An 11,118-nucleotide genomic window follows, 5' to 3' on the forward strand; every position below is an offset into this window, starting at 1 on the left:
GGCGTTGGCACCACCTGCCTGATGCCGGACCAGAACCCGGTTCTCGACGATCCCGCCGTCATCGAGCGCGCCTATCGTCTGGGCCAGAAGCGCATCAAGGTGCGCCCGCTCGTGGCCGCCACCCGCGGCCTTGGTGGCGAGGAACTGGCGGAAATCGGCCTTGGTCTCGCATCCGGCGCGACTGCTGTCGCCACCGGCCGCACTGCCATCACCCACACCGGCGTGATGCTGCGCCTGCTGCAATACTCCACCGGCTTTGACGCGCTGGTCATCACCCATACCGAAGACCCCGGTCTGGTGAAGGGCACCTCGGCTACCGAGGGCGAGTTCGCGCAGCGCATGGGCCTGCCCGCCCATCCGACGCTGGCCGAAACCCTGATGGTCGAGCGCGACATCCGCCTCGCCGAGGCCACCGGCGCGCGGCTGCACATCGCACAGGTTACCTGCGCCCAGTCCATCGAGGCCGTGCGTCTCGCCAAACGGCGCGGCGTGAAGGTCACCTGCGGCGTCACGCCGGCTCACATCCTGCTGAACGAGATCGCCGTCTCGGGCTTCCGCACTTTTGCCCGCTTCTCCCCGCCGCTGCGCTCGGAAGCGGACCGGCTGGCCGTTGTGGAGGGCCTGCGCGACGGCACGATCGATATCATCGCCTCCGGTCACGATCCGCGTACGCAGGAAGAAAAGCGCCTGCCGTTCGCTCAGGCCGCACCGGGCATGGTCGGCTCGGAGACCCTGCTGGCTACCAGCCTCACGCTGGTTCACAACGGCACGCTGACGCTCGGGCAACTGCTCGACAAGCTGTCCGGCGCACCGGCCCGCATCTTCGGGCTAGACAATGGCCGCCTGTCAGTGGGCGCACCGGCTGACCTGCTGCTGCTCGACCCCGGCGCACCCTGGCGCATCGAAGTGGACAACCTCAAGTCCGTCTCGAAGAACACCCCGTTCGATCGCATGGCGGTGCAGGGCCGCGTGCGCGGCCTCTGGCGTGACGGTGTGGACGTGTTCAGCGCCTGAAACGCCTGAGTGCACGAAACACAGGAGAAGGCGCGGCTCCCCCTTGGGACCGCGCCTTCTTCATATCAGGATTATGGGGCCTTAAGCGTCCGCTCTGCGGGCGAAGCAATCAATGCCACGGCGGCGCAGCGTCTGGCACTCGGCCATGGCTTCCTCACGCCCTCTGAAGTCGCCCACGGTCAGGCGATTCCATTCCCGCCCTTCTGTCACCTGCGGCGTATACCGGGAAAGCAGAGTGGGAAAGCGCGCCTGCAGGCTGTTCCATCCTGCCTCTAGGTTTTCTGCATGACGGACGGCAGCAAGCTGCACAACCCAGCCTTCGCCTTTCAGCGGCACGGCCTGCTCCACTGCCTTGGCGGCCGCTACAGCGGGCGCAGGAGCGTCGGCAGGCACGGCCTCCGAGGCAGTTGCAACCTGCTCGACCTGCGCGACCATCACCTTCGACTGTGTGGGGGCAGTCGCCACAAGCAGCGGCGGCGCGGCATGAGCCAGCGTGGCTGACGTACGAACAGGCACCACTCCAAGAAAACTTGCCAGCCGGTCCTGAGGCGGCAGAGCCGCCAATACAGCCCACTGAGTCAGCTGTCTCGTTGCCTGCGCCCGGCCAGAATCACGCTCGACGATCATGCGGGATTTCGGCCACGAGTCGGCAAGGGCAAGGGCAAGAGCAAGGTTCTGGCGAACACGTTGGCTCGCCTCTGGCTGCAACGCCGCCTGTTCTAAAATGGCGATTCCCTCTTGCGGCTGACCGGCCAATGCAAGGGCCAGCCCGACATCAGGATCAGGCACTCCGTCAGCCGAGGCCAGAGCGCGCAGGCGGGGCACGGCCTGCCCAACCTGGCCCAGCCCGATCTGCGCCAGCGCATAGCCCAGCTGCGCCTGATGGTTTTCAGGATTTCCAGCGAGCAGCGCCGCATTCAACTCTGCTGCCTCGGCAAAGCGGCCTGATGCCAGGGCCTTCATGGCCGCTGCACCGTCTGAGGCCGCGTTTACCCCCTGCTGCATGACGGGCGGAGCGCCGTCCGCCACCATCCAGCTGCGCCCGGAACAGCCTGCCAGCACGGCAACGGCGGCAACACCCGCCGCCAGTATTAAAACCTGTCTGATGCTCGTCATGCCCTCATACCCGAGACTGCAACCGGAGGATGCTCCGCCGTCCTTAGACCGCCAGCGGCTGCTTCGATGAGGGATCTTCCGCCATTGCGATCTCCAGATACCGATCCAGTGCCTCCTCCAGAATTTTCTGGGCCGAGGTGCGGCGGAAAATGGCAACCACGCGCAGGTTCAGGTGCCGCTCCGGATCGAGGCGGAACGTGAAGGCCACCCTTCTCTGACCGCGCTGGGCCGGTGCGGCTTTCTGCTTGGCCGCGCCTTGTGCGGTTTCGCTGCTCTTGGGCTCTGCCGATTTCACCTCGATAAGAGCAGGCTTGTGCTCCGGTCGCGGCAGCGTGATCGGCTGGCGTGGCGTTACGCCTTCCATCGGCTCCAGCACCAGACCGGGCGTCAGTGCCGGACGGGCCTCTCCTTTGCGGACCAGCAGGCTGCCCGTCAGGGAAGCGGCGGGCTTTGGCTCCAACATGGCTCTGCTCCCCTGTGTCAGGCGCCAACGGCCTTGCGACCGAACCCGGCCTTGGGCGCAACCACCTGCGCAGGCAAGGCCTGACGCGGCTGGAATACGGTACGGCGGAAATTCTTTTCCAGCCGGTCGGCCAGATACCCCCACAGCAGCTCGATTTCCTTTGAGGATTTGCCGTTCGGGTCGGTTTCCATCACCGTCCGGCCGTCAATCATGCTGGACGCGAAGTCAGTGCGGTTGTGAATCATCACCGGTGCCACCGTGCCGTGCTGCGAAAGCGCCACCGCCGCCTCGAAGCTGATCTTGGCCCGCGCCGTTGCCGCATTGACCACGAACACCAGCGGCTTGCCGGAGCGCTCCACCAGATCCACCGTCGCACCGGCAGCGCGCAGATCATGCGGGCTAGGGCGAGTCGGGATCACAACCAGATCGGCAACGCTGACAACCGTCTGAATAGCCAGCGTAATGGCGGGCGGCGTATCGATGACCGCCAGCTTGAAGCCCCGGCTGCGCAGGTCTTCTAAGTCTGCGGCCAATCGGCTGACGCTGGTCTGGGCAAACGCCGGCGTCGGCGCATTGCGCTCGTTCCACCAGTCGGCCAGGGACCCCTGCGGGTCGATATCCATCATGACCACCGGGCCGGCGCCATTCCGCTCGGCCTCAACGGCGATGTGGCCGCTGAGCGTGGTCTTCCCCGAACCACCCTTCTGAGATGCAAATGCGATAACCCGCATGGATCTCTCCTCCCCTTCTTGAGGCATTCGAACCTCAACTATGAGAAGCAGAGTTTTAAGAGAGTGTTACTAGATCATCTAAATTTTTTAGATAGTTAGCGCCAAGTTAACGAGAAAACTTGACATATTCGAATCAATAACTTGCGGACATAAGGAAAACTTTATATCCGCTCGCTGCTCCACTGCAACGGCCGGAACGGCGTGCCCGCGGCTGGCGAGTAGAGCAGCAGGACGTGGCCGGAGCATCCCGGCTGGCGGCAACGGGGCCGCCGGTTGATCAGAGAGAACCCCGGCCCCTTCGCCTGCTCGACCTTCGCCAGATCGGCGTCACCCCACTGGCCGCAGGTGCGGCACGACCAGCGCACGCGCACGCCTGCCTCGCGCATCGCGCCGACAGTGCGGACCCAGGCGGGGATGAGGGGTTCATTCTTGCCCATGCGCCAGAGAGAACACATGGCGAACAATCACACAAGATGGCACATAAAAAGTGCCATGCATGTCGCTTTTTCATTGCGAATATAGTCAAGGTGCGCTAAAACAAAATCACCGGGCAGCACAAGGCGACCCGGTGATTGGTGGGATTGCTCCCGCTGATTCCAGAAGGAAGATGCAAATGGACCTGCTGCTCCTTCTGGCCCTAATCCTAAGCCGGATTGAGATCACGATCAAGATCCGGCGGAGGAAGTAAGAGCCAGCCCCCGGGGAGTCGAAAGGCTCCCCGGGGATGGCAGAGGGGAAGAGCGATGTTGAACAGGATAAGCCCGGACGAGGCTAAGGCGATCCGCAAAGGCCGGAGGGTTTCCGGGCTCAAGCTGACCCAAGAGCGGCTTGGTCTCCTGTTCGGCGTCACAAAGCGCACGGTCCTGAGATGGGAGGCGGGGGAAGAGCCGATTGAACCTCGGACGGCCCTCGCCTTCCGCTTCATTGAGCGCGCCAGCCAGGAAGAGCTGGACGCGATGTGGGAGGCAGCCCAAGCGGCTGCTTGAGGCTTGGCCGTGAATCGGTGGGCCGCTATAGTGCTGGGGCTGCGGCGGCGTGAAAAGCACAGCATGGGCGATGGCCAAGTAAACGCCGCACAGCTATGGCCGCCAAGGTGAGCCCGGACAGATGCGAGGGCAGCCGAAACGGCAGAGGTACAGCTAAGCCGCAAGGGGCCAAGGCCGCAGCCGGTGGAAGCCCGGCAGATCAGCCCGGCCACGCTTCGACCAGCGTCCGCCGCCTGCCGTCACAGTCCGCATAGGCCCGCGTCACCGTCATACCCCAGTCCACAACCTCACCGGCCGTCACCGGCGCGTCCGGCAGCGGCGGGCACGGCTGGGCTGCCTTGGCTGGCACCGGCGGCAATTGAGGAATTGGCTGCCTCGATGGCCCGCTGCAGGATGCTGCGGCCAGCATCATCAAGGCAAACGACAGTCGCAGGCTCCGTCTGAACATAGCGGATGACCTCTTTCTCAATGGGGATGAACACGCGCTCGCGCTCGGCGTCGCGCTCCGCTGCCTTTTCGCTGGCTACGTCGGCCCTCTCGCGGAACTGGAGTTGGCGCTCGGCCTGCACCTTCTCCCACTTCGCCCGCTCGGCCAACTCGCCGCGCTTGAAGGCTGCCGATTCGTGGTGCCCGATACAGAGCTTCGCCCCGATCGCCAAGGCCATGCCGGTGCCAGCAAAACCCAGCGCCTTGCCCCACCACGGCAGCGCCATCATGCCACCCGCTCCTTGATCCAGCCGTAGACAAAGGATTCGTTCGCCGGTCGCCGCTCGGCCAGATCGATGTACCGCTCGCACTGGAGGCCATTCAGGGCCTTGAGCAGAACCGTCTCACCTTCCTTGCCCCGGATGCGCAGGAACGCGGTCAGTGCCGCCAGCGTGGCCATGCCGATCCGGCCATCAGTCTTAAGGTCGGCATAGTCCGTGCCCTGCCGGTTGAGCGCATTCAGCACCCGCTGGAGCATCTGGACGGCAACAGCCGGGCCCATGTTCACGCCGGTGTCGAAAAGCTCTTCCGCAACAGCCTCGGAACGGACCGCCACGTGGTCGAGGCGCGGGGCTTCCCAGTACTGCCTGCGGTAGATGCGGATGGCTTCATCTCGGGGCATGGACCGCATCGAGCCGTGATAGCCACACTCCCGCGCCACGGCTTCTGTGATGCCCCAGATGGTCTCCCCTCCCCGGTCGTTCGGGTGGTTCACATACCCGCCCTCACGGCCGAGCAGCCGCTCAATCATCGCGTCAACTCTACTCATAGGTATCCCCTCCCTGACACCGGTCGCATTCAGCGCCGTGCTTCCATGCAATGCCGAGCGCGCCCGCCGAAACGAGCGCGAACCCAAGTCCAAGAATGATGATGACCTCAGGCACCCGACTTCTCCGTCAGGCCAAGTCGCCGGCGCAGGATCGCCTGCAGCGCATCGAGGAAGAAGGCGAAGCCCACCGCGCCGAGGATCATGCTGAACAGGATGATGCCCTCAATGGGCCAGTCCCGCATGCGGCCCACCACCATCGCCAGCGAGGCAAAGGCCGGCAGGGCCGACAGCTCAGAGATGATCAGCCAGCGCCGCTTGCGCTCCCATGCGTCGCGCGCCTTGGGGTCATCGGGCGGGTCGCTGGACAGGCCGAAGAGAATGAAGCCCATGCGCGCCCCGGCAAACGCAAGGCTCCCTCCCCAGGCCAGCAGCCAGAGGATAAGATCGTCCAGCTTCATGCCGGCTCCTTTCAGGCATAAAAAAAGCCGCTCAGGAGCGGCGGCTTGTTCGGCGGTTGCAGTGCGGCGGATCAGGCCACCTCCATGATTCCGAAGAACCAGATGTTTCCCAGGTTGAAGCGGTACATGTCGCTGCCCCCCGTGCCGTCCAAAAGGACGCCACCCCGGAAAGACTTGTTCACCTGCATTGACATGCGCGTGGTTGCTGTCGCGTCAGTCCGCAGTGTGTCCGTTGCCGGGTTGATGTAGTTGATGGCAATTTGGGTGTCGGTGATGCCGCGCAATGCGGGGATATACGGGATCACCACGCCACCTCGCGTATTCGGGATCACCGAAACGTTGTTCCCGGGACACGGGGTGTGGTCGATCTGAACAGTGCCAGCCGACGGAATGTTAATTCCGGTGATGCTGACATTCCCGTTATCGGCCGTGCTGCCCTGGCCCGCGCCGTAGGCAACCTGCCACTGCACGCTGTCCCAATGCACACGGGCAGACAGCGTTTTCTCAATGGACGCCTTCAGTGTCATGGTGCTCAAGCCGACACTGGCACCGACTGACATCCCATGCCGGTTCGACAGAAGCTCGTCCGGCCCCATCACCATCGAGAGCACGCGCTTGTATGTCTTGGCAAAGCGCACCAGAATTTCTGACCCTGTGGCGAGTGCATAGGTACCGGTCACGCCGATGGGGACGTGCCCTGCGTCGTTGATGTAATTCCATTTGGTCTTGTCTTCCGCGTCCTGACGGATGACCCCCGCCACAATTTCGATCTTGCCGCTCCGCAGGCCGTCGGCGATCGGGACCCCGCCAATATTGACGTCGCTGCTGAGCTCTGTGGTCTGGCCAAGAAAAACTGCGCGAAGCTGTTTCGCGGTCGCCGTCCCGGCCAGCGCAGCCCGCCCGCCTTCGAAGATGAAGATCGACGACGGATTGGCGACGCTGGCATTGACGACGTAGGGCGCCGCCGAGCGCGGTACGACGACAATGCCATTGGGAGCGCTCGCAGCGGCAGCGCTAAATGCGGCTGTGTCGTCCGTCACGCCGTCACCCTTGGCCCCATGGCGCCGCGGGTTGCCCACCTCTCCCGCGCCCAGATAGGCGCGCAGCAAATTCTTCGAAACGTTCACGCCATCCTGCAGGATAGAATCAATCAGTGCCATAAGTCCTCCAAAGAGAAAGGGGCCGCACCCCTTTCCGCCAGCGGCATTCTCAGAGTGTTGTTGCTGCTGCTGTCGCCATTGGCGAGTGTCCGCCCGTCCCAAAGCGCGCACGGGCCCAGAAGTAGTAGGTTGTGCCGTCCGCCAGACCGTTCATTGGCTCCGACACTTCCATATTGGGATACCCCACGTCAGCGAGCACAAGAGACGCGGTTGCGAAGCTGTTTGTCGTCGAGCGCCAAATCTCGAAGCCGACGACCATCGGCGTCGCTGGCAATGTAAAATCGAGCTGAATCTGCGTCGGATTACTTGCAGTTGCCACCATCCCAGTCGGCGGCCCGCCCGCGCCGGTCAATGCACCCGCAGGCTGCTGAATCGTCCCCGTCGCCCTCGGTAGATCCTGCTCGTCGACAATCGGATCCCACTCGTAGAAGTCCGGACTCTCCTCACGCAACTGGAGCACTACAGAAAAGTCCTCCGACAGATTCCAGCTCTCGACCTTCCATGCATAGTTGGCCAGGCCATAGCGGTGCGTGGCGAGCGTCACCGTATCCAACGCCTCAACCGCCAGGCCTTTCAGGTTCATGGGCCATGTCACGGTGCGCTCGGCGCTCGCCCGCATCAGCATGATCTTCGCTATGCGCTGCGCCATGGTGTGGCTCTTGGTGAACGGCAGGTCGAGGTCGAGCGTTCGCTGGTCGTCGGTCGTGACGAGGGCGCGGCTCGGATATTCAGTGGGCTGGTATTTCTGGGCCGGGTCGTTGAATGTACCCCGCACCTCGTTGGCGATCTGATCGCCGGGCGACAGGGGCGCGACCCTGATGGAGGCCGCCAGGTCGCCCTCCTCCAGCCGCGCCGATGCCTCACGGTAGGCGCCGGCGTGGACCTTGAACACGCCGCCGGAGTCAGTGAACTCGCCAGCGCAGGATGTTAGCAGGCTGTCCCTGATTTCGTCCGGCGCGGCGCCGGTGGTGATGACCCCATCCAGGGTATAGCGCCTTTCCAGGCCGCCGCTCCTGAGCGGCACGGGCTCGTCGCAGATGTTGGCTTGGGACGCCACAAAATCCCAATCCACCTCATCGTCGTCAATTCCAAAGCCGCCGTCGGCGCGGGGCAAACGCAGCCAGTCGTAGATGCACAGGATCGCGTTGTTGGTGTACCCGCGCATGCCAGTCCGCGGATCGTACACGTCTGCCTTGCCTTCGACCTCAACCGTGATGTTCGGAAAGCCTTCAGCGACCACGTCCTCAGTCAGGTGGAACTTGCAATAGAGCTTGGCGATTCCCTGCCCTCGGTGAGCGCTGGTCCACCGCCCACCGCACTCGCTGACGAAGATCGCGCTGGCCACAGCATTCTCGCCGCCAAGCTCCGGCCAGATCCACGCCGCATTGGCATACCGACCGCTGATCACCTTGCCGGAGGCGTCGAGCGTCACCTGCTCGTCGTTCAGGTAGACCTTGGTGACCGCACGGATCGGGTGGCCGGCAATGGCGATGACAAAGTAGCGGTAGTCCTCGGCGCCCTGCACGGCGTGATAGAAGCTGATCAGGCCGCCGACGCGCGCCCGGCCATAGATGATGCTGGCTTGGCCAACCGCCTGCCGGTAGCTTTGCGGCGAGACATCGGCGCTGGGCCGCGGGATCTTGGGGCCGAGGCCGAGCACCCCGCCGATTACAGACAGGCCAGATGCAACGGACATCGCGACCAGGCCTGTGCTCACCGCTGCGAACAGCTTCGCGCCCATTGCCGCACTTAGCGCTTGCCCGACGCCTGGAATGGCATTGACTGCGACAGCCGCGCCGACAAACGCCACCGACTTGACCACCTTCCCCATCAGACCCTCCAAGCTCTGCCGGCGGCTTGAAGCGGGAGCGCGACCAGACCCCTGTCTCCGAGGAAGGCGCATCGGTCGCCCAGGCATACCCCAAGCGCCGCGTCCTTCGCTGCTTCCACGATATCGCCGCGGTGCGCTCGGCGCGGCGGCACGGGCTCGCCCAAAACCGCCGTTACCGCTCCGGCCAGCGTGGCCACACCGGCGCGCCTGTAGAGCGCCGCCGCCTCCCGCGCCGAGCGGACCGGCAAACCGATGGGCGGGCGAATATCGCGACCGGACACCGCCTCCACCACATCTGCGGCAAAGTCAGCACACGTGGCATCCCAGCCATGGGCGCGCGCCTGCCAGCGGCCGAGCACGTCACCAAGCCGCCGTTCCCATCCCTGCACGCGCATCAGGACTTCTTCCCCCAGAGGATCGAGACCTCCACCATCTGGGCGAGGTATTCGAAGAACCGGTCGCCCGGATAGCGGCGCTGCTGCTCCGCGTTGGTGAGCCGCCGGATGCGGGGCCGTCCCTGGTCGCGCATCCGGCTCTCGGCCGTGATCGATACGGCAAGCTGGTCGCCATCTGTCACGTCCACGGTATCAACACGTCCCTTCCATATGCGCTTCGGAGGGGCGACAACCGATTGCCAGTTCTCCGCCAGCGCCCCCACGTAAAGCTCAAAGGGCTTGCCGCGATAGGCCTGGCCCAGGATGTCCTCGGAGAACGAGGGGTCAATGCCAGAGAGGCCGACGGAAATGCCCACGGCGGCCCCGTCCGTGCCCTCGCCCACAGTGCCGATGCTGCCCAGCGCGCCGGTGCCCAAATAGTCCCGGCCGCCGAAGGACAGCGTGCCGATTCCAGTCCACGCCGCTACCGGATCATCGAGGCCGATGTAGACAGCGAAGAACGGCCGCAGGACTGGCTTCTCGATCTCCTTGGCAAGGTCGGCAGAGAGCAGGCGCGCCATTACAGCACCTCCACAAGATCCAGCTCATAGGTCGCGAATCCGGCAACGTCCGTTGGATTGCTGCCAGCGTCGTCGCTGGTGAGGCGGAAGGTGCCTTTCACCTTTTCGAATCCGATGCGGGCAGCCGGGGCGGCGACTTTAGCCGGAGGCTCGAAGGTCAGAAGCAGCTTGCCGTCTATATCCGCTGGGGTGACCGAGGTGATCATGTGCGGCCGGCCATCGCCGACATCAACATAGTCCCCCACAAGGTGAGGAGAGGTGCCCGGCCAGATACCGGTGCGTGCTAGCCTCGTGCCTCCTGCCTCGACGCCGGATACCGTAGGTGCCCCTACAGACGTCACCACCAGGCCGGTCCCGTCATCGAAAGACGTGGAGTCGGACCAAAACGTCACTGGCACGCTCGCTGCATACTGATCGTAGGTCCGCAGCGGGGCGCCCGGACCTGGCCGCCTGAAGTCCCAGAGCTCCACAGTGCCGAGCGGCCCGCGCAGCTGCATGAGCAGCGCCTCAAGCCGTGCGCCTTTCTCGTGCCTGCGCGTAACGCCCCCAGCCCCGCCGCGCAGCGACAGCTTTGCAACCCAGCGTGGCGCCGAGCGCCCGAGCACCTGCGTCTGGCGCGTGAACGGGCTCTCGTGGACGATGCTGTTCGTCTGCCAGTAGAAGGACACCGCATAGGGCTGGAGATCGTCCGGCCAAACCATGTCAGCCATTGGCGTCGTCCTGCTGCGGCGCGGCCGGACTCACCATCTCCGCCAGCGCTTCCAGCGCCTTGACCCGCGCGAGCAATTCCTCGGTCGTCATCGCCTCCATGAGCCCCTCCGCGACATTGCCTCTCGGACCCCGGCGATAGCCTGCTCTTTGGCGATGCGGCCCATCATGTAGACCTCCTCGCGCGTGGCGGCGTTACCGGCAAAGGTGGGAGCAAAGGTCTGATGGATGACCACCCCGCCACCACCGCCCATCCCCTGCAGCGCGCCATTCGGGATGATCGTCCCAGCCGAGCGCGGCACAAACAGTTCAGGCCCCCGCTCGCCAACGACCGAGACCTTGCCCACCGGCGGGTTGCCACCATCGGCGAAGAAGCCGCCAAAGATGCTGCCAATGCCCTTCATCATCCGGGCAAAGACATTGTCTTCACCGGGGGCAATG

At 64.4% G+C, this 11,118-nt stretch carries 16 protein-coding genes and 1 pseudogene; 2 read left to right on the forward strand and 15 right to left on the reverse strand.

Going from position 1 to position 11,118, the window contains the following annotated elements; all coding sequences use genetic code 11:
* A partial coding sequence (locus tag VIG90_RS06625; protein WP_331592695.1) for a dihydroorotase occupies window positions 1-1,014 on the forward strand: 1,014 nt, incomplete at its 5' end.
* Window positions 1,015-1,095: 81 nt separating this feature from the next.
* Here the strand turns inward: VIG90_RS06625 and VIG90_RS06630 are convergent.
* The 4 genes from VIG90_RS06630 to VIG90_RS06645 all read right to left on the reverse strand — a co-directional run bounded on the left by VIG90_RS06630 (window position 1,096) and on the right by VIG90_RS06645 (window position 3,779).
* On the reverse strand, window positions 1,096-2,130 hold the full coding sequence (locus VIG90_RS06630; protein ID WP_331592696.1) for an SPOR domain-containing protein: 1,035 nt from the start codon (window positions 2,128-2,130) through the stop codon (window positions 1,096-1,098).
* Between the two features lie 43 nt (window positions 2,131-2,173).
* The gene (locus VIG90_RS06635) at window positions 2,174-2,593 is read right to left on the reverse strand and encodes a hypothetical protein (protein ID WP_331592697.1); all 420 of its coding nucleotides are present in this window, start codon (window positions 2,591-2,593) and stop codon (window positions 2,174-2,176) included.
* Between the two features lie 17 nt (window positions 2,594-2,610).
* Entirely contained in the window at window positions 2,611-3,324 is a 714-nt protein-coding gene (locus tag VIG90_RS06640; RefSeq protein WP_331592698.1) for a ParA family protein, read from the reverse strand.
* 161 nt (window positions 3,325-3,485) lie between these two features.
* Entirely contained in the window at window positions 3,486-3,779 is a 294-nt protein-coding gene (locus VIG90_RS06645; protein WP_331592699.1) for a hypothetical protein, read from the reverse strand.
* A 288-nt stretch (window positions 3,780-4,067) separates the two neighbouring features.
* On the opposite strand from VIG90_RS06645, the gene VIG90_RS06650 reads away from it, so the two are divergent.
* Window positions 4,068-4,310, forward strand: coding sequence for a hypothetical protein (locus VIG90_RS06650; RefSeq protein WP_331592700.1), 243 nt, complete (start codon window positions 4,068-4,070; stop codon window positions 4,308-4,310).
* Window positions 4,311-4,509: 199 nt separating this feature from the next.
* Here VIG90_RS06650 and VIG90_RS19925 read toward each other — a convergent pair whose 3' ends face one another.
* The 11 genes and pseudogenes from VIG90_RS19925 to VIG90_RS06700 form a co-directional block, all read right to left on the reverse strand.
* The gene (locus tag VIG90_RS19925) at window positions 4,510-4,659 is read right to left on the reverse strand and encodes a hypothetical protein (RefSeq protein WP_422662182.1); all 150 of its coding nucleotides are present in this window, start codon (window positions 4,657-4,659) and stop codon (window positions 4,510-4,512) included.
* Window positions 4,598-5,026 (reverse strand): hypothetical protein, encoded by a 429-nt coding sequence (locus tag VIG90_RS06655; protein ID WP_331592701.1) that lies wholly within the window; start codon window positions 5,024-5,026, stop codon window positions 4,598-4,600. Before VIG90_RS06655 ends, VIG90_RS19925 begins: the two co-directional genes overlap by 62 nt.
* On the reverse strand, window positions 5,023-5,565 hold the full coding sequence (locus VIG90_RS06660; RefSeq protein WP_331592702.1) for a glycoside hydrolase family 108 protein: 543 nt from the start codon (window positions 5,563-5,565) through the stop codon (window positions 5,023-5,025). The genes VIG90_RS06655 and VIG90_RS06660 overlap by 4 nt, the downstream gene beginning before the upstream one ends.
* Window positions 5,558-5,680 carry a hypothetical protein gene (locus tag VIG90_RS06665; protein ID WP_331592703.1) on the reverse strand — a complete coding sequence of 41 codons (123 nt, stop codon included), beginning with the start codon at window positions 5,678-5,680 and terminating at the stop codon, window positions 5,558-5,560. The genes VIG90_RS06660 and VIG90_RS06665 overlap by 8 nt, the downstream gene beginning before the upstream one ends.
* Window positions 5,673-6,023: a hypothetical protein gene (locus tag VIG90_RS06670; RefSeq protein ID WP_331592704.1), complete on the reverse strand. Its 351-nt coding sequence runs from the start codon at window positions 6,021-6,023 to the stop codon at window positions 5,673-5,675. Before VIG90_RS06670 ends, VIG90_RS06665 begins: the two co-directional genes overlap by 8 nt.
* 71 nt (window positions 6,024-6,094) lie before the next feature.
* Entirely contained in the window at window positions 6,095-7,183 is a 1,089-nt protein-coding gene (locus VIG90_RS06675) for a hypothetical protein (protein WP_331592705.1), read from the reverse strand.
* A 49-nt stretch (window positions 7,184-7,232) separates the two neighbouring features.
* Window positions 7,233-9,014, reverse strand: a complete 1,782-nt coding sequence (locus VIG90_RS06680) for a phage tail protein (RefSeq protein ID WP_331592707.1) — start codon at window positions 9,012-9,014, stop codon at window positions 7,233-7,235.
* Complete coding sequence (locus VIG90_RS06685) at window positions 9,014-9,409, reverse strand: DUF6950 family protein (protein ID WP_331592709.1); 396 nt, start codon at window positions 9,407-9,409, stop codon at window positions 9,014-9,016. Before VIG90_RS06685 ends, VIG90_RS06680 begins: the two co-directional genes overlap by 1 nt.
* On the reverse strand, window positions 9,409-9,969 hold the full coding sequence (locus tag VIG90_RS06690) for a hypothetical protein (protein WP_331592711.1): 561 nt from the start codon (window positions 9,967-9,969) through the stop codon (window positions 9,409-9,411). Before VIG90_RS06690 ends, VIG90_RS06685 begins: the two co-directional genes overlap by 1 nt.
* The gene (locus tag VIG90_RS06695; RefSeq protein ID WP_331592712.1) at window positions 9,969-10,679 is read right to left on the reverse strand and encodes a hypothetical protein; all 711 of its coding nucleotides are present in this window, start codon (window positions 10,677-10,679) and stop codon (window positions 9,969-9,971) included. The genes VIG90_RS06690 and VIG90_RS06695 overlap by 1 nt, the downstream gene beginning before the upstream one ends.
* Before the next feature lie 87 nt (window positions 10,680-10,766).
* Window positions 10,767-11,118 (reverse strand): annotated as a pseudogene (locus tag VIG90_RS06700) (hypothetical protein); the annotation flags it as partial.

Origin of the sequence: Pedomonas sp., assembly GCF_036515995.1 — a bacterium.
Classification (GTDB): Bacteria; Pseudomonadota; Alphaproteobacteria; order Sphingomonadales; family Sphingomonadaceae; genus Pedomonas.

Coding starts and splice junctions, on each gene's coding strand:
- VIG90_RS06630 (WP_331592696.1), bottom strand. CDS start 2,130: ATGACGAGCATCAGACAGGTTTTAATACTGGCGGCGGGTGTTGCCGCC.
- VIG90_RS06635 (WP_331592697.1), bottom strand. CDS start 2,593: ATGTTGGAGCCAAAGCCCGCCGCTTCCCTGACGGGCAGCCTGCTGGTC.
- VIG90_RS06640 (WP_331592698.1), bottom strand. CDS start 3,324: ATGCGGGTTATCGCATTTGCATCTCAGAAGGGTGGTTCGGGGAAGACC.
- VIG90_RS06645 (WP_331592699.1), bottom strand. CDS start 3,779: ATGTGTTCTCTCTGGCGCATGGGCAAGAATGAACCCCTCATCCCCGCC.
- VIG90_RS06650 (WP_331592700.1), top strand. CDS start 4,068: ATGTTGAACAGGATAAGCCCGGACGAGGCTAAGGCGATCCGCAAAGGC.
- VIG90_RS06655 (WP_331592701.1), bottom strand. CDS start 5,026: ATGATGGCGCTGCCGTGGTGGGGCAAGGCGCTGGGTTTTGCTGGCACC.
- VIG90_RS06660 (WP_331592702.1), bottom strand. CDS start 5,565: ATGAGTAGAGTTGACGCGATGATTGAGCGGCTGCTCGGCCGTGAGGGC.
- VIG90_RS06670 (WP_331592704.1), bottom strand. CDS start 6,023: ATGAAGCTGGACGATCTTATCCTCTGGCTGCTGGCCTGGGGAGGGAGC.
- VIG90_RS06675 (WP_331592705.1), bottom strand. CDS start 7,183: ATGGCACTGATTGATTCTATCCTGCAGGATGGCGTGAACGTTTCGAAG.
- VIG90_RS06680 (WP_331592707.1), bottom strand. CDS start 9,014: ATGGGGAAGGTGGTCAAGTCGGTGGCGTTTGTCGGCGCGGCTGTCGCA.
- VIG90_RS06685 (WP_331592709.1), bottom strand. CDS start 9,409: ATGCGCGTGCAGGGATGGGAACGGCGGCTTGGTGACGTGCTCGGCCGC.
- VIG90_RS06690 (WP_331592711.1), bottom strand. CDS start 9,969: ATGGCGCGCCTGCTCTCTGCCGACCTTGCCAAGGAGATCGAGAAGCCA.
- VIG90_RS06695 (WP_331592712.1), bottom strand. CDS start 10,679: ATGGCTGACATGGTTTGGCCGGACGATCTCCAGCCCTATGCGGTGTCC.